Source organism: Rhizobium leguminosarum (genome assembly GCF_002953715.1).
In the GTDB taxonomy this organism is placed as follows: domain Bacteria; phylum Pseudomonadota; class Alphaproteobacteria; order Rhizobiales; family Rhizobiaceae; genus Rhizobium; species Rhizobium leguminosarum_V.
Map to the genome: position 1 here is coordinate 1,677,707 of NZ_CP025012.1, position 26,935 is coordinate 1,704,641.

25 protein-coding genes are annotated in these 26,935 nt (G+C 61.2%); 19 read left to right on the top strand and 6 right to left on the bottom strand.

Annotated features, from left to right (window positions below):
• Positions 1-20: 20 nt before the first annotated feature.
• The 4 genes from CUJ84_RS08595 to CUJ84_RS08610 form a co-directional block, all read right to left on the bottom strand.
• Positions 21-452: an HIT family protein gene (locus tag CUJ84_RS08595; RefSeq protein WP_105005871.1), complete on the bottom strand. Its 432-nt coding sequence runs from the start codon at positions 450-452 to the stop codon at positions 21-23.
• Between the two features lie 154 nt (positions 453-606).
• Complete coding sequence (locus CUJ84_RS08600; protein WP_105005872.1) at positions 607-1,797, bottom strand: GNAT family N-acetyltransferase; 1,191 nt, start codon at positions 1,795-1,797, stop codon at positions 607-609.
• A 113-nt stretch (positions 1,798-1,910) separates the two neighbouring features.
• The gene (locus CUJ84_RS08605; protein WP_105005873.1) at positions 1,911-2,630 is read right to left on the bottom strand and encodes a glycerophosphodiester phosphodiesterase; all 720 of its coding nucleotides are present in this window, start codon (positions 2,628-2,630) and stop codon (positions 1,911-1,913) included.
• Complete coding sequence (locus CUJ84_RS08610; RefSeq protein ID WP_105005874.1) at positions 2,627-3,097, bottom strand: RidA family protein; 471 nt, start codon at positions 3,095-3,097, stop codon at positions 2,627-2,629. The genes CUJ84_RS08605 and CUJ84_RS08610 overlap by 4 nt, the downstream gene beginning before the upstream one ends.
• A gap of 136 nt (positions 3,098-3,233) precedes the next feature.
• Between CUJ84_RS08610 and CUJ84_RS08615 the strand changes: the two genes are divergently transcribed.
• The 18 genes from CUJ84_RS08615 to lpxB all read left to right on the top strand — a co-directional run bounded on the left by CUJ84_RS08615 (position 3,234) and on the right by lpxB (position 21,949).
• On the top strand, positions 3,234-4,070 hold the full coding sequence (locus CUJ84_RS08615; protein ID WP_105005875.1) for a cell envelope integrity EipB family protein: 837 nt from the start codon (positions 3,234-3,236) through the stop codon (positions 4,068-4,070).
• A 182-nt stretch (positions 4,071-4,252) separates the two neighbouring features.
• Positions 4,253-5,329, top strand: a complete 1,077-nt coding sequence (locus tag CUJ84_RS08620) for a toxic anion resistance protein (RefSeq protein ID WP_105005876.1) — start codon at positions 4,253-4,255, stop codon at positions 5,327-5,329.
• Positions 5,330-5,343: 14 nt separating this feature from the next.
• Entirely contained in the window at positions 5,344-6,912 is a 1,569-nt protein-coding gene (locus CUJ84_RS08625; protein ID WP_105008127.1) for a substrate-binding domain-containing protein, read from the top strand.
• 7 nt (positions 6,913-6,919) lie between these two features.
• On the top strand, positions 6,920-7,537 hold the full coding sequence (locus tag CUJ84_RS08630; protein WP_105005877.1) for a 5-bromo-4-chloroindolyl phosphate hydrolysis family protein: 618 nt from the start codon (positions 6,920-6,922) through the stop codon (positions 7,535-7,537).
• A complete protein-coding gene (locus CUJ84_RS08635; RefSeq protein WP_105005878.1) occupies positions 7,537-8,643 on the top strand; it encodes a substrate-binding domain-containing protein in 1,107 nt (368 codons plus the stop codon). The genes CUJ84_RS08630 and CUJ84_RS08635 overlap by 1 nt, the downstream gene beginning before the upstream one ends.
• Before the next feature lie 178 nt (positions 8,644-8,821).
• A complete protein-coding gene (gene rpsB, locus CUJ84_RS08640) occupies positions 8,822-9,589 on the top strand; it encodes a 30S ribosomal protein S2 (RefSeq protein WP_003559062.1) in 768 nt (255 codons plus the stop codon).
• A gap of 240 nt (positions 9,590-9,829) precedes the next feature.
• A complete protein-coding gene (gene tsf / locus CUJ84_RS08645) occupies positions 9,830-10,756 on the top strand; it encodes a translation elongation factor Ts (RefSeq protein WP_018241887.1) in 927 nt (308 codons plus the stop codon).
• Positions 10,757-10,852: 96 nt separating this feature from the next.
• Positions 10,853-11,575 (top strand): UMP kinase, encoded by a 723-nt coding sequence (gene pyrH / locus CUJ84_RS08650; RefSeq protein ID WP_105005879.1) that lies wholly within the window; start codon positions 10,853-10,855, stop codon positions 11,573-11,575.
• A 51-nt stretch (positions 11,576-11,626) separates the two neighbouring features.
• Positions 11,627-12,187, top strand: a complete 561-nt coding sequence (gene frr / locus CUJ84_RS08655; RefSeq protein ID WP_027684842.1) for a ribosome recycling factor — start codon at positions 11,627-11,629, stop codon at positions 12,185-12,187.
• Positions 12,188-12,224: 37 nt separating this feature from the next.
• A complete protein-coding gene (locus tag CUJ84_RS08660; protein ID WP_018241889.1) occupies positions 12,225-12,968 on the top strand; it encodes an isoprenyl transferase in 744 nt (247 codons plus the stop codon).
• Positions 12,968-13,798 carry a phosphatidate cytidylyltransferase gene (locus CUJ84_RS08665; RefSeq protein WP_105005880.1) on the top strand — a complete coding sequence of 277 codons (831 nt, stop codon included), beginning with the start codon at positions 12,968-12,970 and terminating at the stop codon, positions 13,796-13,798. The genes CUJ84_RS08660 and CUJ84_RS08665 overlap by 1 nt, the downstream gene beginning before the upstream one ends.
• 28 nt (positions 13,799-13,826) lie before the next feature.
• Positions 13,827-14,960 carry an RIP metalloprotease RseP gene (rseP, locus tag CUJ84_RS08670; RefSeq protein WP_105005881.1) on the top strand — a complete coding sequence of 378 codons (1,134 nt, stop codon included), beginning with the start codon at positions 13,827-13,829 and terminating at the stop codon, positions 14,958-14,960.
• A 199-nt stretch (positions 14,961-15,159) separates the two neighbouring features.
• Entirely contained in the window at positions 15,160-17,499 is a 2,340-nt protein-coding gene (gene bamA / locus CUJ84_RS08675) for an outer membrane protein assembly factor BamA (RefSeq protein ID WP_105008128.1), read from the top strand.
• 50 nt (positions 17,500-17,549) lie between these two features.
• The gene (gene lpxD / locus CUJ84_RS08680) at positions 17,550-18,614 is read left to right on the top strand and encodes a UDP-3-O-(3-hydroxymyristoyl)glucosamine N-acyltransferase (protein WP_105005882.1); all 1,065 of its coding nucleotides are present in this window, start codon (positions 17,550-17,552) and stop codon (positions 18,612-18,614) included.
• Positions 18,607-19,074 (top strand): 3-hydroxyacyl-ACP dehydratase FabZ, encoded by a 468-nt coding sequence (gene fabZ / locus CUJ84_RS08685; protein ID WP_027684836.1) that lies wholly within the window; start codon positions 18,607-18,609, stop codon positions 19,072-19,074. The genes lpxD and fabZ overlap by 8 nt, the downstream gene beginning before the upstream one ends.
• Complete coding sequence (gene lpxA / locus CUJ84_RS08690; RefSeq protein ID WP_027684835.1) at positions 19,071-19,889, top strand: acyl-ACP--UDP-N-acetylglucosamine O-acyltransferase; 819 nt, start codon at positions 19,071-19,073, stop codon at positions 19,887-19,889. Before fabZ ends, lpxA begins: the two co-directional genes overlap by 4 nt.
• 3 nt (positions 19,890-19,892) lie before the next feature.
• Positions 19,893-20,774, top strand: a complete 882-nt coding sequence (locus CUJ84_RS08695) for an LpxI family protein (RefSeq protein ID WP_105005883.1) — start codon at positions 19,893-19,895, stop codon at positions 20,772-20,774.
• Positions 20,771-21,949 (top strand): lipid-A-disaccharide synthase, encoded by a 1,179-nt coding sequence (gene lpxB, locus CUJ84_RS08700; protein WP_105005884.1) that lies wholly within the window; start codon positions 20,771-20,773, stop codon positions 21,947-21,949. Before CUJ84_RS08695 ends, lpxB begins: the two co-directional genes overlap by 4 nt.
• Before the next feature lie 31 nt (positions 21,950-21,980).
• Here the strand turns inward: lpxB and gltA are convergent, their stop codons facing one another.
• Positions 21,981-23,270 (bottom strand): citrate synthase, encoded by a 1,290-nt coding sequence (gene gltA, locus CUJ84_RS08705; RefSeq protein ID WP_018241898.1) that lies wholly within the window; start codon positions 23,268-23,270, stop codon positions 21,981-21,983.
• 290 nt (positions 23,271-23,560) lie between these two features.
• Between gltA and CUJ84_RS08710 the strand changes: the two genes are divergently transcribed.
• Positions 23,561-25,993, top strand: a complete 2,433-nt coding sequence (locus CUJ84_RS08710; protein WP_105005885.1) for a ComEC/Rec2 family competence protein — start codon at positions 23,561-23,563, stop codon at positions 25,991-25,993.
• On the opposite strand, the gene lexA is transcribed toward CUJ84_RS08710, so the two are convergent.
• Positions 25,974-26,693 carry a transcriptional repressor LexA gene (gene lexA, locus CUJ84_RS08715; protein ID WP_027684831.1) on the bottom strand — a complete coding sequence of 240 codons (720 nt, stop codon included), beginning with the start codon at positions 26,691-26,693 and terminating at the stop codon, positions 25,974-25,976. The two genes, CUJ84_RS08710 and lexA, sit on opposite strands and share 20 nt — an antisense overlap.
• Between the last annotated feature and the right edge of the window lie 242 nt (positions 26,694-26,935).

Sequence of the window (26,935 nt, forward strand, 5' to 3'; positions counted from 1 at the left end):
GAAATCGACAGGTGTTGACCCTACGCCAGCGCTGCCCTGATCTTTTCGGCATTGGCGGCGAGCACGGCACCGTCCTCCATCTTGCCGGAATGCGGCTTGAGGGCCGCGCCTTCATGCCGCGGGATGACGTGGAAGTGCAGATGGAACACCGTTTGCCCGGCGGCCGGTTCGTTGAACTGGGCGATGAACACGCCATCGGCGTCGAAGACGTCCTTCACCGCATTGGCGATCTTCTGGACGACTGATATCGCATGGGTGAGGGTGGCTGGATCGGCATCGAGGAGATTGCGGGACGGCGCCTTGGGAAGGACGAGCACGTGGCCCGGCGCCTGCGGCATCACATCCATGAAGGCGATGGTATGCTCGTCCTCGTAAACCCGGTGCGAGGGGATTTCGCCGCGGAGGATCTTGGCGAAGATGTTGTTGTCGTCATAAGCGGCCGGGCTGGTCATCACGAATCTCCTCGTTTTTCACAGCGCCGTGCGTCTTTTCAAACGCGCAAAGGACGCTGTCGCACTTTGAATTGCTGCATAGTTTTATCCTTAAATCGATTCCGATTTAAGGAATATGCGTCGTTGAGTGGCTGGCGCGGCCGATGCGGCGGCGTCAGTCCTCCTGCAGACGCTCGCCCTTGCGGAAAGGACTGTGCTCGGTCAACAGCTCGCTCATCTGTTCGACATCGGCGCGCTCGCGCGCGAGATAATCGCCGATCGCCCGGCGAAGGCCGGCATGAGCGACATAATGGGCGGAATGCGTCGTCACCGGCAGGTAACCGCGGGCGAGCTTGTGTTCGCCTTGCGCTCCGGCCTCGACCCGCTTCAACCCTTTCGAAAGGGCGAAGTCGATCGCCTGGTGATAGCAGACCTCGAAATGCAGGAAGGGATGGTCCTCGATGCAGCCCCAGTGACGGCCGTAGAGCGTATCGCCGCCGATGAAGTTGATCGCGCCGGCGATATAGCGCCCGTCGCGCTTGGCCATGACGAGCAGGATGTCGTCTGCCATGCGCTCGCCGATCAATGAGTAGAACTTGCGGGTGAGATAGGGCCGGCCCCACTTGCGTCCGCCAGTATCCATGTAAAACTTGAAGAACTGGTCCCAGATGCGTTCCGTCAGGTCGCGGCCGGTCAGCCAGTCGATGCTGATACCGTTTTCGAGGGCGGCGCGGCGCTCCTTGCGCAACGCCTTGCGTTTGCGCGAGGCAAGCGTTTCGAGAAATTCCTCGTGATTGGCATAGCCGTCATTGATGAAATGGAACTGCTGGTCGGTGCGGTGCAGATAGCCGTCCATCTCGAAGACGCCGATCTCTTCGTCCGGCACGAAGGTGATATGGGCCGAGGAGATGCCGAGCCGCCGCACAACCTCCTTCAGGCTTTCGGCGATCGCGCTCTGGATCGGCAGCCGCTGCAGCCCCTCGGCGACAAGAAGACGCGGGCCTGTCGCCGGAGTGAACGGGATCGAGCACTGAAGTTTCGGATAATAACGCCCGCCGGCCCGTTCGAAGGCGTCGGCCCAGCCATGGTCGAAGACATATTCGCCCTGGCTGTGGTTCTTGAGATAGCCGGGCAGGGCGCCGATCAACTCGCCGCGCTCGGTCTCGAGCAGCAGGTGGTGGCCGAGCCATCCCGTCTCTGCGTCGGCCGAACCGGATTCTTCCAGCGACGATAAAAAGGCGTGTGAAACGAAAGGGTTGTAGGCAATCGTAGCGCAGGTCTTCGACGCTCCGGAAAGCTTGGCCCAGCTCTCCGGGGAAATCGCGGTGAAGGAGCGTTCGACGCGAATGGATAGTTCGTCAGTCATGGGACAAATGCGAAGCCTGTGGGAGGATGGTTTCGGCTCTGTCTTACAGCGCCACGCGTCTCCGATTTAAGGAATTATGCAGTCTGCGCATGATCTTGGCCAAAAAGCGAGCGTCAAGCAACCACACGCGGATCGAAGCCTTCGAAGGTCATTTGGTCTGCGTTTGCAAATGTAAGCCGGCGCGCCTCTTCGTCACGCACCGTCCAGGTGATGACAGGAATGCCCTTTTCGCGTTCGCTGGTGATAAAGGGGTTCGGCAGGTCGCCATAATGATAAGAGATGAAATCGAGACCGATCTCCATCGCCTTCGCATGTGTCTTGAACGCCTCCGGCGTGTTGCCGTCGGCCGTCAGCCCGAGCGGGTAGGGTGAGCCAAGCGCCTTCAGATCGCGCAGCAGCCAGTGGTCAAAACTCATCAGCGCCACCTTGCCATCATAGCCTTCGAGCACCTCGAGAACAGCCTCGGCGAAACCTTCGTCCTCGGCCTCGCGGCCCTTGAGCTCCAGCACCAGCGGCACCTTGCCCTTGACGAGGTCGAGGAGCTGGCGCAGCGTCGGCACCTTGTCGCTCGTGCCGCCAATGGCGATCAGTCCGAGTTCCCGGGAGGTGCGCTCGCGGATGTCGCCGTGGAGGTTGCACAGGCGCTGCAGGTCCTCGTCGTGAAAGATCACCGGTACGCCGTCGGAGGCGTAGTGCAGGTCGCATTCGATCGCAAAACCCGCTTCGACGGCGCGCGAGAAGGCGGACAGTGTGTTTTCCCAGACATGCGTGTTGAGATCGTGATAGCCGCGATGGGCGACCGGCAGGTCCCTGATCCAGGCAACATTGGTCATTCTGCGATTTCCATGATAGCGTCTATCTCGACGGCGGCATTCAGCGGCAGGGCGGCCATGCCGACAGCGGCACGCGCATGTTTGCCGGCTTCGCCAAGCACGCCGGCAATCAGGTTTGAAGCGCCGTTGATGACGAGATGCTGCTCGACGAAGTCGGGCGCCGAGGCGACGAAGCCGTTCAGCTTGATGACGCGCCGGATACGGCCGAGATCGCCGCCAAGTGCCGCCTTCGCCTGGGCAAGGATGTTGATGGCGCAGAGTTCTGCGCCGCGCTGGCCCGTTGCAACGTCGACGGTCTTGCCGAGATGGCCCGATACGGCGACCTTGCCGGCTTCGAGCGGCAGCTGGCCGGAGATGTAGAGAAGATTGCCGCTGATCACATAGGGAACGTAATTTGCAGCGGGTGCTGCGGCTTCGGGCAGGGTTATCCCCATCTCAATCAGGCGCGCTGCAATTTCATCGGACATTTTCGTCTCCGCTTTTGTTGTCAATTCTTCAAAAATTATGCATCAAGACTAGAATCTTTAATATGACAGTTTCGAGCCTCGATTTGGCCGAAAGCGTTCTTATAACATCGCGACCGAGTCCAACAGGAGTTAATGAATGTTCCGATCGAGTCTTGTCGCTCTGCTTCTCGCCAGCGTTTCCGCCAATGCATGGGCGGCTGCGCCCGCGGTTAGCGCTGCGATCGCGACCGGCCTCGTCGCACATCGCGCGGTCTACGATCTGGAACTGAAGGACGCCTCGGACCGCTCCGGCATCGCCGGCATGTATGGTCGCATGGTCTATGAGTTCGACGGCAGCTATTGCCAGGGCTTCACCACCAATTTCCGCTTCGTGACGCAGATCGACACCGGCGACAGCGTGCGTGTCAGCGACCAGCAGACCAAGACCTTCGAGAACCTGAAGGACGGCAAGTTCACCTTCGACACCAAATCCTTCACCGACGAGCAGCTCGACAAGGAGGTCAACGGTGCGGCGCAGGATCAGCCTGATGGCGTCAAGGTCGATCTCAGGCAGCCGGCGAGCCGCGAGCTGCAGCTTGCTGAAAGCCGTTTTCCCACTGAACATATGCTCGATGTGATCCAGCACGCCAAGGACGGCAAGCGCTTCTTCGAGGCGCGCGTCTTCGACGGTTCCGATGACGGCGACAAGTCGCTGGCGACGACGACGATCGTCGGCAAGCAGGAGACACCGATCGCCGAGGAAGCCGATGCCGGCAATGCGGGCGCCTTTTCCAAGACGGCCTTCTGGCCGGTGACGATCGCCTATTTCAACGAGAATGCGAAATCCGATGCTTTGCCGGTCTACCGCATGTCCTTCAAGCTCTATGAGAACGGCATCACCCGCGACCTGACGATGGACTACGGCGATTTCGTCCTGACCGGCAAGCTCGCCAAGCTGGAGCTGCTCGACCGCAAGGCCGAGGTTTGCAAGTAGGCTCGCCTGTCATAAAACTGTATCATAAAATTCACTATGGTTCGGCGATCAGCGATGACTGAGTCGCCGTCTGTCGTCCTGCTTTTCGGGTCGGTGCGATCCTAGCGGGCAAGCCATTGCGATGACGTCTATCTTTTAGACCGCGTAGACCATTACGCATCGCAAGCTTGAAAGCCCGAACCATGGCCGATACCGATCTCGCGACTGTTCAAAATGCCGCCCTGCCGGTTGTTGTCGCCGATCCGGCGGAAATTGCCCGCATTTCCGGTAGCATCAATATCACCGACCGCGCCGGCATCTCGGTCTATGGTGACCGCGCCCAGCAGGCGGTCAGCGATTATGCCGACAGGATCCTGCGCGAAGTCCGCAACAAGGACCTCGGCGATGTCGGCCGCCTGCTGACCGACATCATCCTCAAATCGAAGAGCCTGGATCCGGCGTCATTGAAGGATAAGGGTTTCCTCAGTCGCATGTTTCTCTCGGCCAAGGCCCGGCTCGAACGCTTCAAGGCGGAATTCGAGGATGTGGCCGGCCAGATCGACCGGATCGGCCTCGAGCTCGACCGTCACAAGGATACGCTGAGGCGCGACATCGCGCTGCTCGACGACCTGCATGAGGAAACCCGGCAATCGATCATGCGGCTCGAGGCCTATGTCCAGGCCGGCAAGACTTTCGCCGAGCATTTTCGCAGCGTCGAGCTGCCGAGACTGAAGGCGCAAGCCGAGGCGGCGGCAACGGGCCCCGGCGGGGGCATGTTGGAGGCGCAGACTTATCAGGACAGCCTGCAGGCGCTCGACCGGCTGGAAAAGCGGGTCTTCTACCTGCAGCAGGCCCGCCAGCTCGGTATCCAGCAATTGCCGCAGATCCGCATCGTTCAGGCGGGCGACGAAACGCTGATCGAGAACCTGCAGGCGACTTCGGCGCTGACGGTTCCGGCCTGGAAGCAGAAGATGGTGATCCTGCTCGGCCTGACGCGGCAGAAATCGGCGCTCGACCTGCAGAAGGCGGTGACCGATGCCACCAACGACATGATCCGCCAGGCATCCGAGATGATGAAGGATCAGGCGATCGCCATCGAGCAACAGTCGCAGCGCGGCATCGTCGATATCGACACGCTCGCCAAGGCGAACAGGGATCTGATCGACACGATATCAGGCGTGCTGCAGGTTCAGGAGGAGGGCCGGCGAAAGCGGGCGCTCGCCGAGCAGCAGATGGAGCAGATGACGATCGAACTCAAGAAGGCGATGACCCAGGCGTGATCGGCAAGATGACGATGCGAGCACTGCTTTCAGGCCTGGCACTTCTTGCCGCTCTGCCTCTTGCCGGCTGCAATCCCTTCGGTCAGGGGCCGGATTTCTCGATCGTATCGGGGTCGGAGAACACCGTTCTACAGCCGATCGTCGAGGAATTCTGCAAGCAGAAGAACGCCACCTGCACCTTCAAATATGAAGGCACGCTCGATATCGGCCTGGCGCTGCAGAGCGACCAGGGTGTCGCGCAGGATGCGGTTTGGCCGGCCTCCAGCGTCTGGGTCGACATGTTCGACACCAAGCGCCGCGTCAAGAGCCTGACCTCGATCGCTCAGACGCCGGTGGTCTTGGGTATACGCAGATCGAAGGCGCAACAGCTTGGCTGGATCGGCAAGGATGTCTTCATGAAAGACATTCTCGCTGCCGTCGAGAGCGGATCACTGAAGTTCCTGATGACTTCGGCGACGCAATCCAATTCGGGCGCCAGCGCCTATCTCGCCATGCTGTCGAGCGCGCTCGGCAACAAACCGGTGATCGAACCCGGCGACCTCGACGACAGACACGTCCAGGAGAGCGTCCGGTCGCTGCTTTCAGGAGTCGTGCGCTCTTCCGGCTCCTCCGGCTGGCTTGCCGATCTCTACGTCGAATCCGCCGGCAAGGGCACGGTCTATGACGCGATGTGGAATTACGAGGCGGTGCTGAAGGAAACCAACGACAAGCTCGCCGCCCTGTCGCAGGAACCGCTTTACGCGATCTATCCGGCTGATGGTGTGGCCATGGCGGATTCGCCGATCGGTTTCGTCGATCATGGCCGCGGTGCCGAAGTCCAGACCTTCTTCAACGATCTGCTCGCCTATCTGAGCTCGGCCCCGGTGCAGCAGCGCATCGCCGATACCGGCCGGCGCATTCCGCTGACCGGCGTTGCCGCAAAACCGGACCCAAGCTGGAATTTCGATCCCGCTCGGCTCGTGACCGCGATCCGCATGCCGGAGGCGGGCGTCATCCGCCAGGCGCTCACCCTTTATCAGGCAGCACTGCGCAAGCCGTCGCTGACCGCGCTCTGCCTCGATTTTTCAGGCTCGATGCAGGGTGACGGCGAGGACCAACTGCAGAAGGCGATGCGTTTCCTGTTGACACCAGATGAAGCGAGCAAGGTGCTGGTGCAATGGTCGCCCGCCGATCAGATCATCGTCATTCCTTTCGACGGCAGCGTGCGCAACACCTTCATGGCGAGTGGAAACCCGCTGGAGCAGCAAGGGCTGCTGAACGAAATTTCCCGACAGAAGGCCGATGGCGGCACCAACATGTATGCCTGCGCCGAACAGGCCCTGCGGCAGATTGCCCGAACCGACAGGCTCTCGACCTATCTGCCTGCCATCGTCATCATGACCGACGGCAAGTCCGATGATCAAAGCCAGGCTTTTATGCGCGCATGGAACGCGACGGAGCCGCATGTGCCGATCTTCGGCATCACATTCGGCGATGCCGACAAGACCCAGCTCGACAGCCTCGCCAAGCTGACCTCAGCGCGCGTCTTCGACGGCGGTTCGGATCTCGCCACCGCCTTCCGCACGGCGCGAGGCTACAATTAGGACAGGCATGCGCAACTGGCTCGGCAATGACGGCAACTGGATCGTGGCGGGACTGGCGGCGGCAATCACCGTGCCGCTCTTGAGCTTTGTCGCCGGCATGCCCTTCTGGATCGCCGTCATCATAGCCCTTCTGGTCTTTGCCGGCCTCGTCATTCTGCTTGCGCCGCGCCGGCTGTTCGAAGGCCTCGATATCAAGAGCATCGGCAGCGGACGCATCGCCTTTGCCCGCGACCTGCTGGAGGCCGCCGTTCCCTTTGCCAAACGCCTGGAGACTGCAGCGGATGCGATCGGTGACAAGCGGATGGCAGCCGCTGTCCGGCATCTCGCTGAGATTGCCGCCGATGTCTTTCGCAAGGTCGAGGCCAAGCCCGAAAGCGCCAATGCCGTGCGGCGGTTCCTCTCCTACTATCTGCCGCGTGCCGCCGAGGTGGCGGAGGGTTTTGCCGTCATCGAGGCCAAGCGCGTTCCCGACCCCAAGCAACTGGAGGAAGTGCGCAGCGTGCTGGTCAAGCTCGAAGAGGCCTTCGTCCACTATGCCGACAGCCTGGTCGATGAGGAACTCGGCACGCTCGACACCGATCTGCGCCTCATTCAGGCATCGCTCAAAGAGGATATCGGACGCTGATGGCCCTTTCTCGTCGCGCCTTTGGAGTGGGACTGCTCGGAGCCGGCGTCGTCGGCACCGGCGGTTATTTCGCCGTCCGGGATCGGCCGGAATTGCAAGGCCTGCTCGGCAGCCGCACGACGTTGTTCGGCTTCGTCGGCGGTGAGAAGGAGGCCTTCCTCGCCGACCCCGACGTCGTCAGGGCGCTCGGCGGATACGGATTGACGGTGGACAGCCGCGTGGCCGGCTCCGTCGAGATGGTCCGCGAACAGGCGCTGCTGTCGCAGCATCCGCAATTCCTCTGGCCGTCCTCCTCGATCATGGTCGATATCGCCAGGCAAAACGGCATTTCTATCCGCAACGACCGCGTTGTGCTGAACACGCCCATCGTCGTCTATTCCTGGCAGCCCGTTGTCGATGGATTGATGAAAGCGGGATTGGTGACGGTGACGAACGATGGCCATCATCAGCTCGACCTCAAGGCGCTGCTTGATGCGATCCTTGCCGGATCCGACTGGTCGAAGCTCGGCGTCAATTCGCTCTATGGCCGCGCCCGCATCGTCTCGACCGATCCCAACCGCTCGAATTCCGGCTTCATGTTCGCAGGCCTGGTGCTCAGCCTTTTCAGCGGCAATGTCGCGACATCAGGCGACCTCGCAACCTTCGGCGGCAAGGTGCAGGCGATCTTCCGCAACATGGGCTTCAAGTCGCCGTCGTCAGGCAAACTTTTCGATCAGTATCTCGCAGGCGGCCTCGGCGGTGAGCCGATGATCGTCGGCTATGAGAACCAGCTGGTCGAATGGATCCTCGCCGATCCCGCGCGCTGGGACCGCATCAAGGCGAGTGCCGGCGCAAAGCCGGTGGTGCTCTATCCGCGTCCGACCGTCTATTCAGCGCATCCGCTGATCGTCGTCGACGAGAATGCCAACCGGCTGATCGAAGCGCTGTCCAGCCCGAAGCTCCAGGAACTTGCGTGGACGAGGCATGGCTTCCGCGGTCCGCTGGGGACCGCCACCGGCAACGCCGACAGCGCGATTGGCACCTTGCTGCCGGCCGAGGTCGATGCCATCCTGCCGATGCCGGACGCAGGCGTCATGCTGTCGCTGCTGCCGACGCTGGCAAGCTGAGCCAGGTTTTTTCGGCATAAGCCTTGCTTTTGCGCCAAATCGAATGTATGGGCACCGGCATTCCACACGTAAGGCATGGGATCGTCCGGGAGAAATCCGGGCTGTTCCGACCGGTGGCATCCTCGAAGAGGGTGCTGTTCGCCTTGCGGAGGTTCAACCGGAAAAGGAGTAACAAGGCATGGCATTGCCTGATTTTTCTATGCGCCAGCTTCTTGAGGCAGGCGTTCACTTCGGCCACCAGACGCATCGCTGGAACCCGAAGATGAAGCCGTACATCTTCGGCGATCGCAACAACATTCACATCATCGATCTGGCCCAGACCGTTCCGATGCTGTCGCGCGCCCTTCAGGTCGTCAGCGACACCGTTGCCCGCGGCGGCCGCGTTCTCTTCGTCGGCACCAAGCGCCAGGCGTCTGAGATCATTGCCGACAGCGCCAAGCGCTCGGCCCAGTACTACGTCAACTCGCGCTGGCTCGGCGGCATGATGACGAACTGGAAGACGATCTCCAACTCGATCCAGCGCCTGCGCAAGCTCGACGAGATCCTGAACGGCGAAGCCCAGGGCTTCACCAAGAAGGAACGCCTGAACCTCGAGCGCGAGCGTGAAAAGCTCGACAAGGCCCTCGGCGGTATCCGCGATATGGGCGGCACGCCTGACCTGATGTTCATCATCGACACCAACAAGGAAAAGATCGCGATCGACGAAGCCAAGCGCCTCGGCATCCCGGTTGTCGCCATCATCGATTCGAACTGCGATCCGGACCTGATCGACTATCCGATCCCGGGTAACGACGACGCATCGCGCGCGATCGCTCTTTACTGCGAGCTGATCTCCCGCGCCGCCATCGACGGTATCGCGCGTCAGCAGGGCTCTTCCGGCCGCGATCTCGGCGCATCCTCCGAGCTTCCGGTCGAACCGGCTCTCGAGGAAGCAGCCGAAGGCTGATGAAAGCGGGCGGATCGAAAGATCCGCCAAAGCTTACAGAGACTGGGAAAGGCCGCTCGCGACTCATCGAAGTTCGGCGGCCTTGCCTGTTTCAGGGCGAAGGCATCAGGCTCTTCGCCAGAGAAGTTTCGTTATGGCGCGTCTTCATCACGCTGTCATACATACAGGTACATTTCGTGCCTCAATCCGGTGCTGAGCCGCGCTTTACGGCCCACCGTATGAACCGACAAGAGGAAGCTAATGAGCGAGATTACGGCTGCAATGGTGAAGGAACTGCGCGAAAAGACCGGCGCAGGCATGATGGACTGCAAGAAGGCTCTTGCTGAAACCGGTGGCGACATGGAAGCGGCGATCGACTGGCTGCGCGCCAAGGGCATCGCCAAGGCCGACAAGAAGTCCGGCCGCACCGCTGCCGAAGGCCTCATCGGCGTTTCGAGCCAGGGCACCAAGGCCGTCGTCGTCGAAGTCAATTCCGAAACCGACTTCGTCGCCCGTAACGATGCCTTCCAGGAACTCGTCCGTGGCATCGCCAAGGTCGCCGTCTCGACCGACGGCACTGTCGACGCCGTTGCCGCTGCGACCTACCCGGCATCCGGCAAGTCCGTGTCCGACACCATCAAGGATGCGATCGCAACGATCGGCGAGAACATGAACCTGCGCCGTTCGACCGCTCTATCCGTCGAGGACGGCGTCGTCGCCACCTATATCCACAATGCTGTTTCCGACGGCCTCGGCAAGCTCGGCGTTCTCGTTGCGCTGAAGTCGACTGGCGACAAGGAAGCCCTGAATGCCATCGGCCGTCAGGTCGCCATGCACATCGCGGCGACCGCGCCGCTGGCGATCCGGCCGGAAGAAGTCGATGCCGCCGTCGCCGAGCGCGAGCGCAACGTCTTCATCGAGCAGTCGCGCGCTTCCGGCAAGCCTGACAACATCATCGAAAAGATGGTCGAAGGCCGCATGCGCAAGTTCTTCGAGGAAGTCGCTCTTCTCTCGCAGGCTTTCGTCATCAATCCGGATCTGACGGTCGCCGCCGCCATCAAGGAAGCTGAAAAGGCCGTCGGCGCGCCGATCGAAGTTGCCGGCATGGCCCGTCTGCTGCTCGGCGAAGGCGTCGAGAAGGAAGAGACCGATTTCGCGGCCGAAGTTGCGGCTGCCGTCAAGGGTTGATCTTCCAGCCATAATTGGGAAAACACGAAGGGCATCGCGTGACAACGCGGTGCCCTTCGTGTATCGGGCATTCACGGCAATTTACGAGGAGCCAAGATGTCTTCAGAGCCTGTCTATAAACGCGTTCTACTCAAGGCTTCCGGCGAAGCGCTCATGGGTGGCCAGGGTTTCGGGATCGATGTGACGGTGGCGGACCGCATTGCATCCGACATCGCCGAGGCACGGCATATGGGCGTGGAAGTCGGCGTCGTCGTCGGTGGCGGCAATATTTTCCGCGGTGTCGCGGTGGCGTCCAAGGGCGGCGATCGGGTCACCGGCGACCATATGGGGATGCTCGGCACCATCATCAACGCGCTGGCGCTGGCGACCTCGCTGCGCAAGCTGAACATCGATACGGTGGTGCTTTCGGCCATTTCCATGCCCGAGATCTGCGAGAGCTTTTCGCAGCGCGCAACCCTTTATCACCTGTCCATGGGACGCGTGGTGATTTTTGCCGGCGGCACCGGCAACCCCTTCTTCACCACCGATTCCGCCGCAGCACTTCGCGCCGCCGAAATGGGCGCGGAAGCGATCTTCAAGGGCACGCAGGTGGACGGCATCTATACCGCCGACCCGAAGAAATATCCCGATGCGACTCGCCTCGACCGGCTGACGCACCAGGAAGTGCTGGACAGGGGGCTTGCGGTGATGGACGTTGCCGCCGTGGCGCTCGCCAGGGAGAATTCCATTCCGATCATCGTCTTCTCGATCCACGAGAAGGGTGGTTTTGCTGAAATCTTGACGGGCGGTGGCCTCAAGACCATCGTCTCCGACAACTGATAAAGCTGCGCCGCGGTTTCGGCGCAGCCCTCGCCAGACGGGAGCATCGACATGAGTGAAGGTATCGATATCAAGGAACTGAAGCGCCGCATGGACGGCGCGATTTCCGCATTCAAGGGCGACATTGCATCGCTGCGCACCGGCCGTGCTTCGGCCAACATCCTCGACCCGGTGACGATCGAGGCCTATGGTTCCCGCATGCCGCTGAACCAGGTCGCCAACATCACCGTGCCCGAGCCGCGCATGCTGTCGGTTTCCGTCTGGGATAAATCGATGGTCAGTGCCGTCGAGCGCGGCATCCGCGAATCCAATCTCGGCCTCAACCCGATCGTCGACGGCCAGAACCTGCGCATTCCGCTGCCGGAACTGAACGAGGAGCGCCGCAAGTCGCTCGTCAAGGTGGCGCACGACTATGCAGAAAAGAGCAAGGTGGCGATTCGCCATGTCCGCCGCGACGGCATGGACGGCCTGAAAAAAGCCGAAAAGGATGGCGTCATCGGCCAGGACGAGAGCCGGGCGCAGTCAGAACGTGTACAGAAGATGACGGACGAGACGATTTCCGAAATCGACCGCTTGCTTGGCGAGAAGGAAAAGGAAATCATGCAGGTCTAGTGGATCTGTGCCTTTGCCTGGAAAGACCGGACGGGAAATGTCGGAATCTATATTTGTGACTGTGCCAGAGCATGTTGCCATCATCATGGACGGCAATGGTCGTTGGGCCAAGCAGCGTGGTCTGCCGCGCACGATGGGCCATCGCAAGGGCGTCGAGGCGGTGCGCGAGACAGTACGCGCCGCCGGCGCAGCCGGCATAAAATATCTGACCCTCTTTGCCTTCTCCTCGGAGAACTGGCGCCGGCCCGAAGCCGAGGTCTCCGATCTGCTCGGCCTGCTCAAGGCATTCATCCGGCGCGACCTCGCCGAGCTCCATCGCCAGAACGTGCGGATCAAGGTGATCGGCGACCGCCACAGCCTGCGCAGCGACATTCTCGGCCTGCTGCTGGAGGCGGAGGAGACGACCAAGGACAACACGTCACTGACGCTCGTCATCGCCTTCAACTACGGCTCGCGCGACGAGATCGCCCGCGCCGTGGTGAGCCTCGCCCGGGATGTCGAGGCTGGCCGCCTGAGGGCGCAGGATATTACACCCGCGCTGATCAATGCCCGTCTCGATACGGCAGGTATCCCCGACCCGGATCTCATTATCCGCACCAGTGGCGAAGAGCGGCTTTCCAACTTCCTCCTCTGGCAGGCCGCCTATTCGGAATTCATCTTCCTTCCGGAATACTGGCCGGATTTCAGCCCTGAGATCTTCCGCTCGGCGCTTGAGACATTCGCCTCTCGCGACCGGCGCTTCGGCGGCCTGTCGTCGCAGGCGGCTGCGGTCGGCACCTGATGCAGCAGGAATTAAAGCTCCGCATCGTTTCAGGACTGATTCTTGCGGCCATCGTTCTTGTCGCCACCTGGTATGGCGGCCTTGCCTTCCGTATCCTGGCGGTCATCATCGGCCTGCTGATCTATTATGAATGGTCGAAGATCACCGGCATCGCGCGGGATTGGATCGCCAATGCCGTCGGCTGGATCGGTGAGGCGGCGATCGCCTTCCTCGTGCTTGTCGGCAATTTCGAATTCGCTGCCGGCATGCTGGTCGGCGTCACTGCCGTTGGCATAGCCCTGGTTATCCTGCACGGCACGAGCCGCTGGTTGCCACTGGGCCTGTTTTATGCCGGCGCCACCGGCCTGGCGCTTGCCGCGATCAGAAGCGATGACCGGCCTGGCCTTTACGCCATGCTCTTCGTTTTTGCCGTCGTCTGGGCAACCGATATCCTTGCCTATTTCGTCGGCCGGGCGATCGGCGGACCGAAGCTTGCCCCGTCGATCTCGCCGGGAAAGACCTGGTCCGGCGCAATCGGCGGCGCCGTTTCGGCGGTCGCAGCCGGCGTCGTTCTCGTCCATTTTCTCCTTCCGGGCGCTGAAATCATCGCCGCCTTCGCAGCGCTTGTTCTCTCGGTTTGCAGCCAGTCCGGCGATCTTTTCGAATCGTTCATCAAGCGGAAATTCGGCGTCAAGGATTCCAGTCGTCTCATTCCGGGCCATGGCGGCGTCATGGACCGTGTCGACGGACTGATTTTTGCCTGTTTTTCGGCGTTCTTGCTTGCAGGGCTTTTTTCCCTGATAAAGGGGACCGGAATGACGTCGCTTGGCGCGGCATTGTTCGGACTCTGACAACGCGGCAGTCTGACGGAAGGCACTCATGGAAACGCTGAGCGGCATATACGCATTTTTGATGGGGAATATCGTTACCTTCATCCTCGTGCTGTCACTGCTCGTCTTCGTGCATGAGATGGGCCATTACCTCGTCGGGCGCTGGAGCGGCATTCGCATCCTTGCCTTTTCCGTCGGTTTCGGTCCGGAGATATTCGGCTTCACCGACCGCCACGGAACGCGTTGGAAGATCTCGGTGATCCCGCTTGGCGGCTATGTCCGGTTCTTCGGCGACGAGGATGCCTCGAGCAAGCCCGACACCGACACGATCGCCGCCATGTCCGAGGAGGACAGGGCGCGCTCATTTGCCGGCGCCAAGCTGTGGAAACGCGCTGCAACCGTTGCAGCTGGCCCGATCGCCAATTTTCTGCTGGCGATCGCCATCTTCACCATTCTTTTCTCGGTCTATGGCCGCACGATCGCCGATCCTGTCGTTGCCGAGGTCAAGCCTGATGGTGCCGCGGCTGCCGCTGGCATCCTTCCAGGCGATCTGTTGGTCGCCATCGATGGCGGCAAGGTCGAGACCTTCGACGATGTACGCCGCTATGTCAGCATCCGTCCGAGCCAGAAGATCGTCGTGACCATCGAGCGTGGTGGCCAGAAGCTCGATCTGCCGATGGTGCCGCAACGCACCGACATGACTGACCAGTTCGGCAACAAGGCTGAGGTCGGCCAGATCGGCATCGTTACCAACCAGCAGGCCGGCAATTTCCGCCTGCAGACCTATACGCCGCTCCAGGCGCTGCGCGAGGCTGTGCTCCAGACCCGGGATATCGTTACCGGTACCTTCAAATATATCGCCAACATCTTCAGCGGAACGATGCGCGCCGATCAATTGGGTGGGCCGATCCGCGTGGCGCAAGCCTCGGGCCAGATGGCGTCGCTTGGGATAGGCGCGGTGTTGCAGCTTGCGGCGGTGCTTTCTGTTTCGATAGGATTGCTTAACCTGATGCCGGTTCCGGTACTTGATGGCGGCCACCTGATGTTCTATGCGGTGGAAGCGGTGAGGGGGAAACCGCTGGGCTCTTCGGCCCAGGAAATTGCATTTCGCATCGGCCTGGCGATGATACTGACATTGATGGTTTTCACGACCTGGAACGACATTGGCTCGTTGAGAGGGTAAACGAGCAAGGCGAGGGTAATTACTATTTATTTACGATGTTTCAAGGCTGTAGTGGCGAATGGGTCACGCTTGCAAATGAAGTAAACAGAAATTAACGACCTGCCTTGCTTGTATGTCAAAAGCGGGTAAAACGACACACGTGACCGGAATCGGGTTCTCCTGGAACCGGGGACGAGGGAAACAAAAGGTAATGGGTGAAATGAAGGCTGGTTCAAAGTTTTTGAACGCAGTATCGGCGGTTGCGCTGTCTGCTAGTGTTGTTGCTTCGGGCGCAGGTGCTTTGACGTTCGTTTCTGCTACGGCCGCTGAGGCCGCGGTTATCCAGCGCATCGATGTGCGCGGCGCAAGCCGTGTCGGCGCGGAAGCCGTTCGGTCGAACCTCACCATCGCTCCCGGAAAGAGTTTTTCGAACAGCGATATCGATGCCTCGGTCAAGCAGCTCTACGGGACGGGTTACTTCTCCGACGTCAAGATCTCGGTTTCCGGAAGCACGCTCGTCGTCAACGTTCAGGAAGCCCAGCTCGTCAATCAGGTCGTCTTCAACGGCAACCGCAAGATCAAGGACGACAAGCTCGCGACGATCGTCCAGACCCACGCTGCCGGTCCCTACAGCGACACCCAGATTCAGGCTGACATCCAGTCGATCAAGGAAGCTTACGCGGCCACCGGCCGCAGCGAGGTCGAAGTCACGACGCAGGTCGTGCCGCTCGGCGAAGGCCGCGTCAACCTCGCCTTCGTTATCAACGAGGGTGACCGCACCAAGATCGATTCGATCAACTTCGTCGGCAATAATGCCTATAGCGCCGGCCGCCTGGCTGCCGTCATCGCCACCAAGCGTTCGAACTTCCTTTCGTTCCTGACCCGCAAGGACGTCTACAACGAAGACAAGCTCCACGCCGACGAAGAAGCGCTGCGCCAGTTCTACTACAATCGCGGCTATGCCGACATGCGCATCGTCTCGTCCGATGCCACCTTCGACGACGCGACCAACAAATACACGCTCACCTTCAACATCGAGGAAGGCCAGCGTTACGACTTCGGACCAGTGACCGTCCAGTCGACCGTCGAAGGCGTCGGCTCCGACCAGCTGCAGCCGCTCGTGCGCACCCACGAGGGCCAGGTCTACAACGCCAAGGAAGTGCAGAAGTCGATCGAGGCGATCTCCGATCAGGTGGCGTCTGCCGGTTATCCCTTTGCGCGCGTCACGCCGCGCGGTAACCGCGACCTCAACAACAACACGATCGGTGTCGAATATCTGGTCGACCAGGGCGAGCGCGCCTATGTCGAGCGCATCGAGATCCGCGGCAACAGCCGCACGCGCGACTACGTCATCCGTCGCGAATTCGACATGAGCGAAGGCGACGCCTTCAACCAGCAGATGATCACCAAGGCCAAGCGTCGCCTCGAAGCGCTCGGTTATTTCTCTTCCGTCAATATCTCCACCCAGCCGGGCAGCTCGCCCGACCGTGTCGTGGTGGTCGTCGACGTGCAGGATCAGTCGACCGGTTCGTTTGGTGTCGGCGCGGGTTATGCTGCCGGCGGCGACGGTCTGCTGCTCGAAGCATCGATCGAGGAAAAGAACTTCCTCGGCCGCGGCCAGTATATCCGCATCTCGGCCGGCGGCGGTCAGGAAGGCTCGCGCGCCTACGGCGTCAGCTTCACCGAGCCTTATTTCCTTGGCTACCGTCTGGCGGCAGGCTTCGATGTCAACCGCAGCGAAACGTCGAGCAATGACAACTACGATTACGAGGAAACCAGCGTCGTCCTGCGCGTCACCGCGCCGATTACCGAGGATCTGGCGACGACCTTCCGTTATAACTACAAGCAGATGAAGTATGATGCTGATAACAGCGATCTTTCCGATCTCTCCGCTCCGTATCAGCACCTCGTTGAGGACAGCCCGTGGACGCGTTCTTCCGTCTCCCAGACGCTGACCTACAACACCCTCGACGATACGGTCCTGCCACGCGAAGGCATCTATGCGACGGCGACGCAGGAAATTGCCGGTCTCGGCGGTGACTCGCAGTTCTACAAGCTCTACGGCAAGGCCCGTTACTACCGTCTGCTCGCCGACGATGCCGATATCATCGGTTCGGTCTCGGCTTCGGCGGGTTATGTCATCGGCTTTGGCGACCATCTGAACGTCTTCGACCAGTTCACGCTGACCAATGGTGACATTCGTGGCTTCGAAAACAAGGGTATCGGCCCGCGCGTTTCCGGGACCAACGACGATCCGTTGGGCGGTACGACTTATTTCACGGCATCGGCCGAAGCGACTTTCCCGATGCCCGGCTTCCCGCGTGACTTCAACCTGCGCGGCGCGGTCTTCGCCGACGCCGGCACGTTGTTCGGCAACGACGTTGACCTGAGGGGCGACGGCATCGACGGCGAAGACGCCTCCTTGCGCGCTTCTGTCGGTGTCGGTGTTGTCTGGCAGTCTCCCTTCGGTGCGTTGCGTCTGGATTACGCGATCCCGGTTCTCAAGGAAGACTTCGACAAGACGCAGAACTTCAAGTTTGGCATCAACAACCAATTCTGATATCGGCAGTCCGGAACTGTAAGACTCAATTCCGTTCTGGAGCATTGCCGATGGAGCAAAACGTTTTTTTTCTGCCCCATGAAGGTCTGAAGCTCGCTGAGCTGGCAGAGTTTCTTGGGGCGGACCTTGTTAATTCCGACCATGCCGGTGTTATTGTCAGGTCCGTTGCCCCCATCAGCCGGGCACGGGCAGGCGATGTCTGTTATATCCTGTCGCGCCGCAGCCGCGATGAGCTGGCGACATGCGAAGCCTCGGCGGTGATCTGCGACAAGGCGCTCGCCGATCTGGTACCCCAACATATCCCGGTCATCCTGTCGTCCAATCCGCATGCGGCCTTCGCGATGGCGGGCGGCCTATTCTATCCCGCGGCACTGCGCCCGGTCGTCGTTTCCGGTAAAAGCGAAATTGCGCCAAGCGCGGTGATCGATCCGAGCGCCAAGCTTGAAAAGGGTGTGATCGTCGAGCCGCTGGCCGTCATCGGTGCGCATGCCGAGATCGGTGAAGGGACGCGTATTGGCGCGCACAGCATCATCGGCCCGAATGTCAAGATTGGCCGGGATTGTTCGATTGCGGCCGGCGCGAGCATTCTCTGCGCGTTGCTCGGCAATGGCGTGATCATCCATAACGGCGCTCGCATCGGCCAGGATGGCTTCGGTTATGCACCGGGTCCGCGCGGCATGATCAAGATCGTCCAGATCGGCCGGGTGATCATCCAGGATAATGTCGAGATCGGCGCCAACACCACGATCGATCGCGGCGCCATGGACGATACGGTGATCGGCGAAGGCACCAAGATCGACAACCAGGTACAGATCGGCCACAACGTTCAGATCGGCCGCCATTGCGCCATCGTCGCGCAGGTCGGCATCGCCGGCAGCGCGAAAATCGGCAATGGCGTTCAGATCGGCGGCCAGGTCGGCATCAAGGGGCATGTGACGATCGGCGACGGCGTGCAGATCGCCGCCCAAAGCGGTATCATGACTGATCTTGCCGCCGGCGGACAATATGGTGGCACACCGGCGCGTCCGCTAAATGACTATCTGAGAGATGTCGCGCAAATGATGTCCAAGACGAGAGTGCGCGGGAAGAAACCTGGAGGCGAGCAAAATGACTGAGGAAGCCACGACAACGCTTTCTTCGGCTGACATCATCGAGATCATGAAACTGCTGCCGCATCGCTACCCGTTTCTCATGGTCGACAAGATCATCGAGATCGACGGCGACAACACAGCGATTGGCATCAAGAACGTCACCGTGAACGAACCGCATTTCACTGGCCATTTTCCGGAAGCTCCGATCATGCCCGGCGTTCTCTTGATTGAGGGCATGGCTCAGACCGCTGGTGCGATCTGTGCCAAGAAGGATGGCCAGCCCGGCAACCTCGTCTATTTCATGACTATCGAGAATGCGCGCTTCCGCAAGCCCGTCGTGCCCGGCGATCGTGTTGAATTCCATGTCAGGAAGCACAAGCAGCGCGGCAATATCTGGAAATTCCATTGCGATGCCAAGGTCGACGGCGCGCTTGTCGCCGAAGCCGATATCGGCGCGATGATCGTTCGTAAGGATCAGGCATGAGCACTATCGCCGAAAGCGCCCGCATTCATCCGATGGCTGTCGTCGAAGACGGTGCTGTTATCGGTGAGGGCGTCAAGATCGGTCCCTTCTGCCATGTCGGGTCGCACGTCGTCCTGCATGCGAATGTCGAGCTTTTGTCGCATGCGGTCGTTACCGGCCGCACCGTGATCGGCAAGGGCACCCGCATCTTCCCGATGGCGGTCGTCGGCGGCGATCCGCAGAGCGTGCATCATGGCGGCGAGGAGACCACGCTGACGGTCGGCGCCAACTGCACGATCCGCGAAGGCGTGACGATGAACACCGGCACGGCCGATTTCGGCGGTCAGACGATCGTCGGCGACAACAACCTCTTCCTTGCCAATTCCCATGTCGCGCATGACTGCCGGGTCGGCAATCACGTGATCATGTCGAACAACGTCATGCTCGCCGGCCATGTCGTCATCGAGGATCGCGTTATCCTGGGCGGCGGCTCGGCCGTTCACCAGTTTACCCGCGTCGGCCGTCAGGCCTTCGTCGGTGGGCTCTCGGCAGTGAGTTACGACGTCATTCCCTACGGCATGCTGAACGGCAATCCCGGGCTGCTGAGCGGCCTCAACGTCGTCGGCATGACGCGTGCCGGCGTCGACCGCGCCGTCATCCACAGGGTGCGCCGCGCCTACAAGTCGATCTTCGAAGGAACGGGCTCCGTCCGCGAAAACGCCGCCGCCATCCGCGAAGAATATGCCGATTGCGAGCAGGCGGTCCACATCCTCGACTTCATCGCCGCCGACAGCGACCGCGCCTTGTCCTCGCCGACCCGAGGACAGAAGGGCTAGTCCGTGACTCTTTCCGGCGATACCGCTGCGGGCCGGCTGGCGATCATCGCCGGCGGCGGCCTTCTGCCTTCCTATGTCGCCGAAGCTGCGCGCGCGGCGGGCGAAAATCCCGTCATCGTCGCGCTGAAGGACGAAAGCGACCGGCGCTGGGAAGGGTATGACCATGCCGTCATCGGCGTCGGCGATTTTGCAGCTCTCGAGGGCCTCTTGAACCGCTACGGCATCGGTCGTGTCGTCATGTCCGGCAGCGTGCGGCGCCGGCCGGAATGGCGCGAGGTGCGCCCGACGCTGCGCACTCTGATGAAGATGCCGGCCGTGATCCGCACCTTGCTGTCCGGCGGCGACGATACGGTGCTGCAGATGGTGATCCGGCTGATCGAGGGAAACGGCCGCCGGGTCGTCGGCGCTCATGAGATCGCTCCCGACCTTCTTGCCTACGTCGGTCCGCTTGGCGCTGCAGCGCCTGGCGAGGAAGACCGACGCGATATCAGGCGCGCAGCCGATGCCGCTGAGATGCTGGGCCGGCTCGATGTCGGTCAGGGCGCCGTCGCCATCGGCGGGCGTATCGTCGCGCTGGAGGGTCTTGAGGGCACGGACGAGATGCTGGAGCGTGTCGCGGGTCTCAGAGCCGCTGGGCGCATCTCGCCGCGCCGCCGTGGCGCACTCGTCAAACTCTGCAAGCCGCAACAGGATATTCGCGCCGACTTGCCGGCGATCGGCGTTTCCACGGTTCTCAACGCGAGGAAAGCCGGCCTTGCCGGCGTCGCCGTCGAGGCCGGCCGCTCGCTGGTGCTCGATCGCGCCGCCGTCATCAAAGCCGCCGATGAAGCTGGGCTCTTCGTCTGTGGCATCGATCGCGGCCTGCCTGCATGGGGGTTTGAATGAACGGGGCGCCGCTGAAGATCGCCGTCATTGCCGGCGAGGTGTCGGGGGATCTGCTCGGTGCCGATCTCATCGCCGCCCTGAAGCGGATTCATAGCGGACCGGTGGAACTCGTCGGCGTCGGCGGCGAAGGGCTGCAGGCGGAAGGCTTGCGATCTCTCTTCGATTTCTCCGAGCTGTCGATCATGGGCATCACTCAGGTGCTGAGCCGGCTGCCGAAGCTCTATACTTTGATCCGCCAGACGACGGCTGCCATCATCGCCGCAAGGCCTGATATTCTTCTCATTATCGACAGCCCGGATTTCACCCATCGCGTCGCAAAGCGTGTCCGCGCCGCGCTGCCCGATCTGCCTGTTGTCAATTACGTCTGTCCGAGCGTCTGGGCCTGGAAGGAATATCGCGCCACGCGCATGCTCGGCTACGTCGATCATGTGTTCGCCGTCCTGCCCTTCGAGCCGGCGGTCATGCGCACGCTCGGCGGGCCCGAGACCACCTACGTCGGCCATCGCCTGATCGCCGATCCGGCGCTGCTCGAAGCGCGGCGGTTGCGCGCCGGGCGCGCAGCCGTCGGCGGAGCGGGTAAGACGATCCTGATGCTTCCTGGGTCAAGATCCTCCGAAGTTGCCAAGCTCCTGCCGTTCTTCGAGGATGCGGCCAAAGAACTCGTCGCCCGCAACGGCCCGATGCGCTTCCTGCTGCCGACCGTGCCGCACAACGAAGCGCTGGTGAAGGGTCTCGTAGCAGGCTGGGCCACGCCGCCTGAAGTGGTGGTCGGGTCGGTGCAGAAGTGGAAGGCCTTTGCCGAAGCGGATGCGGCGATGGCGGCTTCCGGTACGGTAATCCTCGAACTCGGCCTTGCCGGCGTGCCGACGGTGTCCGTCTATAAGACGGATTGGATCATCAGTCTGCTGACCAAGCGCATCAAGGTATGGACGGGCGCATTGCCCAATATCATCGCCGATTATGCCGTCGTGCCGGAATATCTGAACGAGGTGGTCCGCGGCGCCAGCCTGGCGCGCTGGATGGAGCGGCTGTCGGCCGATACGCTCCAATTGAAGGCGATGAACGAGGGTTACGATCTCGTCTGGCAACGCATGCAGACCGAAAAGCCGCCCGGCGAGCACGCCGCCGAGATCCTTCTCGACGTGCTGAAAAAGAAAAAACCCGGTCGTTTCTAACCGGGTTTTCTTTTGGGTTCTCTTGAAGCGATCAGCGCTTCGAAACCGGGATGTAATCGCGCTTCGGTTCGCCGACATAGAGCTGGCGCGGACGGCCGATGCGCTGTTCCGGATCCTCGATCATCTCGTTCCACTGCGCGATCCAGCCGACGGTGCGGGCAAGCGCGAAGAGCACGGTGAACATGGTCGTGGGGAAGCCCAGCGCCTTCAGCGTGATGCCGGAATAGAAGTCGATGTTCGGATAGAGCTTCTTTTCGATGAAATATTCGTCGGTGAGCGCGATGCGCTCCAGCTCCATCGCCACTTCGAGCAACGGATCATCCTTGATGCCGAGTTCGCCGAGCACTTCATGCGTCGTCTTCTGCATGATCTTGGCGCGCGGATCGTAGTTCTTGTAGACGCGGTGACCGAAGCCCATCAGGCGGAACGGATCGTTCTTGTCCTTGGCGCGGGCGATATATTCCGGAATGTGGTCGACCGAGCCGATCTCGTTCAGCATGTTGAGCGCTGCTTCGTTGGCGCCGCCATGTGCGGGGCCCCAGAGGCAGGCGATGCCGGCGGCGATGCAGGCGAACGGGTTGGCGCCCGACGAACCGGCGAGACGGACGGTCGAGGTCGAGGCGTTCTGCTCATGATCGGCATGCAGGATGAAGATGCGGTCCATGGCGCGGGCAAGCACCGGATTGACCACATATTCCTCGCAAGGGACGGCAAAACACATGCGCAGGAAGTTCGAGGCGTAGTCGAGGTCGTTCTTCGGGTAAACGAAGGGCTGGCCGATATGGTACTTGTAGGCCATGGCGGCAAGCGTCGGCATCTTGGCGATCATGCGCAGGCTGGCGACCATGCGCTGGTGCGGATCGGTGATGTCTGTGGAGTCGTGATAGAAGGCCGACAGCGCGCCGACGCAGCCGCACATGACGGCCATCGGATGCGCGTCGCGGCGGAAGCCGGTGAAGAAGCGGCTCATCTGCTCGTGCACCATGGTGTGGTGCGTGACGCGATAATCGAAATCCTTCTTCTGCACGGTGGTCGGCAGTTCGCCGTAAAGCAAGAGGTAGCAGACCTCGAGGAAGTCGCCATGTTCGGCGAGCTGCTCGATCGGATAGCCGCGATGCAGCAGGACACCTTCGTCGCCGTCGATGTAGGTGATTTTCGATTCACAGGATGCAGTCGACGTGAAACCCGGATCGTAGGTGAAGGAAGCCGTGTTCTTGTAGAGGGCACCGATATCAATGACGCTCGGGCCGATCGTGCCGCTTTTAACGGCAAGGTCGACTGATTTGTCACCGATTTTTATTGTAGCGCTTTGATCCGTCATGCTGATCCTCCGAAATGGCGGTGGCGCCATAAAAGCGCCATAGGGGTTAAGCGTCCTCACCGATAGCTATATGATCGCGAGGCTAATGCCAAGTTACCGTGATGGCATTTTGTGCATTGCAGTATCACCTTTTAGGCACTGCAGCGATGAGCCGCATGCATATCGGAAGCCAATGATTCGACTGCTCTTTTGGCTCTTTCAATTTTCCCTCACTTTTCAATCGATTATTCTTGCCGGATTTGATTGGTGGTTGCATTCTGCCTGCCTGGGCGGGTGACCTTGGGCGGCACATGCAGGAGTTGACGACAGCCGAATTGCGGCCGGAAGCAGGCGCCGGCCTTGCCGACACCGCCGGTTTTTCTGCGCCTGCCGTGGTGACGCGGCCGGCAAGGACGCAGTCGGCGACACCGTGGCGCCACCGGCTGCCGGCAGCAGCCTCGCAATCGCTGCGTGCCGGCATGCGCATGCTGGGCGAAGAAGCGGACCATGGCCGCCTGCTGCTGTTCTCGCCGGTCTTCCTCGGCGCCGGCTCAGCCTTCTGGTTTCTCGCGGCATCGGACTTCCCCTTCGTTGCATCGCTGCTCTGCCTGTTGGTTCTGACCGTGGCGGTTCTCATCGCCGGCCGCAGCCGGGCGGCGTTGCGGGCAACGCTGATGGCGCTTTCGCTCGTGGCCTGCGGCATGGTCTCGGCGCAGTTGGAGAGCCGGCGGGCTTCGACCGTGATCCTCGATTCATCAGTGACGACGACGGTGACCGGCCGCGTCGAGCGGCGCGAAGGCGACGGTCGCGGGCGGTGGCGCTATATTCTTGCCGTCACCGGCACGGAGGCACCGGAGGTGAAGCGGCCGCCGGCGCGCATAACCGCGATCGCCCGCGGCGCGGACGCGCCCTTCGAGATCGGTGACATTATTACCGGCAGGGCACGACTGACGCCACCGGCAGGTCCAGCGCTTCCTGAGCTCAACGACTTCTCCTTCGGTGCTTATTTCGATGGCATCGGCGCCAACGGCTTCTTCTACGGTGCGCCGACAAAGGTCGATTTGCAGGCAGGTCCGCAGGCTGCAAGGTCGACGACGGAAGCGCTGCTCGAAGGGCTCTACCGGCTGCGCAGCGGTATCGGCGACCGCATAAGGTCGATTCTGCCCGGCGACACCGGCGCTTTCGCCGCTGCTCTGGTGACGGATGAGCGGCGCGCCATCTCGAATGAGACGACGGAGGCGCTGCGCCAGTCCGGTCTGGCTCATATCATCGCCATCTCCGGCCTCAACATGGCGCTGTCTGCCGGCATCTTCTTTGTCGGCTTCCGGATGCTGCTCAGCCTCTTTCCTGGCGTCGCCCAGGCCTATCCGACCAAGAAGATTGCTGCTGCCGGCGCGCTCATCGCCGTCACGGCCTATTTCCTGATCTCCGGCTTTGCGGTCTCGGCCGAACGCGCCTTCATCATGATGGCCATCATGTTGATTGCGGTCTTCTTCGACCGGCCTTCGATCAGCCTGCGCAATGTCGCGCTCTCGGCGCTCGTCATCCTCGCCATTTCGCCGTCCGAGGTCTTGGGTCCGAGCTTCCAGATGTCCTTTGCCGCGACATTGGCGCTGGTCTCGGGCTATCAGCTGTGGAAGGACCGGCGCGTCCGCGAAAACGCCTTCCTGAAGCTGCCGTTGTTTCGGCCCATTGTTACGGTTGCGGGTTTCTTCGGCGGCGTCTTCCTGACCTCGCTGATCGGCGGCTTCTCCACCGCGCTGTTTTCGATCGAGCATTTTCATCGCCTGACCGCCTACGGCCTGCCGGCAAACCTCGCGACGATGCCGATCATCTCCTTCATCATCATGCCGGCCGGGTTGCTGGCGATGCTGCTCATGCCTTTCGGTCTGGACGTTTTGCCTTGGAAGGTCGTCGGATTCGGCCTCGATCTGGTGATCGCGGTCGCAAAGACGGTGTCCGGCTGGGGTGGCGATATCGGCGTCGGCCGTTTGCCCGCCTGGTATTTCGCGGTAGCCGTCGCAGGCTTTCTGCTGCTGACGCTGCAACGCACCCGACTGCGCCATATCGGCACATCGATGATCGCGGTCTCGACGCTCATCCTGTTGCTTCTGCCGGTTCCCCGGCCGCCAGATCTGGTGATTTCGGAGGATGGTAGTCTCGTCGCAATCGTCGAGGCGGGGGCCATGGCGTCCAACCGTGAAAGACCGCCGGATTTCATCTTCGACCAGTGGCAGAGAGCGCTGGTCCTGCCGAAGCATGATCCGCCGAAGATGTTGGATGGTCCTGCCATCCCGCCGGAGGGAGAAGACCGTCGCGTCAGGCTTTCCCGCGATCAGCAGAACGAAGCAAGGTCGGCGATGCGGGCGGCTGCAGCTGGTGGTGAAGCAAACCGCTTTTCCTGCGTCAAGAAGGCCTGGTGCACATCAAGGCTCGGCAATGGTCATGTGGTTGCTGTCATCGACAATGCCGCCTATCTCGGTCCGGCATGCGACGCGGCCGATATCGTCGTGACGTCGGTTCGCCTGCGCTTCAACAGCTGCCGCTCAGGCGCGACGCTCTTCACCGGCGAGACGCTGCGCAGGACTGGTTCCGCCGAGTTGCGCTTCGCCGACGCCGGCCTGGAGGTCGCAACCGCATTCGATGCGTTGTCGCGGCCATGGATGCGGCATCGCGCCTATGACTGGCGCAGTAACAGTTTTGTCGAATCCCGACTGCCTGATGTCAGTGATAGCGGCGAATGAGGCCGACGAGCTTGCCCTGAACCTTGACGCGGTCGGGCCCGAAAATACGGGTCTCGTAAGCCGGGTTGGCCGCTTCCAGCGCGATCGAGGCGCCCTTGCGGCGGAAACGCTTGAGTGTCGCTTCCTCGTCATCGACGAGAGCAACGACGATATCGCCAGGACTTGCGGTGCTGCCGTTGCGAATGATCACGGTGTCGCCGTCGAAGATGCCGGCGTCGATCATCGAATCGCCTTTGACCTCGAGCGCATAATGTTCACCCGAACCCAGCATGTCCGCCGGAACGACGATGTCATGGGTGTTGTTCTGGATCGCCGAGATCGGAACACCGGCGGCGATACGGCCCATGACCGGCACGGAGACCGAGTTGCCGTTGTCGGCGACGGGTTTTGCGGGAGCAGGATTGGCGACCGGCTGCGGCTTGCCAAGGCTGCCCTCGATGACGCTCGGCGAAAAGCCGCGCCGGGGCTGGATGCTGGGGCTGTAGGCCTCCGGAAGCTTGATGACCTCGAGCGCACGGGCGCGGTTCGGGAGGCGGCGAATGAAGCCACGCTCCTCAAGCGCCGTAATCAGGCGATGAATCCCGGACTTGGAAGCGAGGTCCAGGGCATCCTTCATTTCGTCGAAAGATGGCGGGACGCCGGATTCCTTCATGCGCTCATGAATGAAAAGGAGAAGCTCCTGTTGTTTGCGCGTGAGCATCGACGTTGTGACCTCGTGATTGAAACAAATCCAGAACAGACACTATATGTTCCATATGTGTTCCGCAAGTAGCTAAATTTCCGTAAAACTGGAGGCACAAAAATCAATTTGGAATGGCGAAGAGACGGAAATTCAGAATTATTCGAGAATTTACTCAGCTAAGGCATTGTTTTTTCTAGCGATCGCTATTGAGCATATTGCGGTTCGTGAAGGATATGAAGCGGACCGGATATCGCCGACGG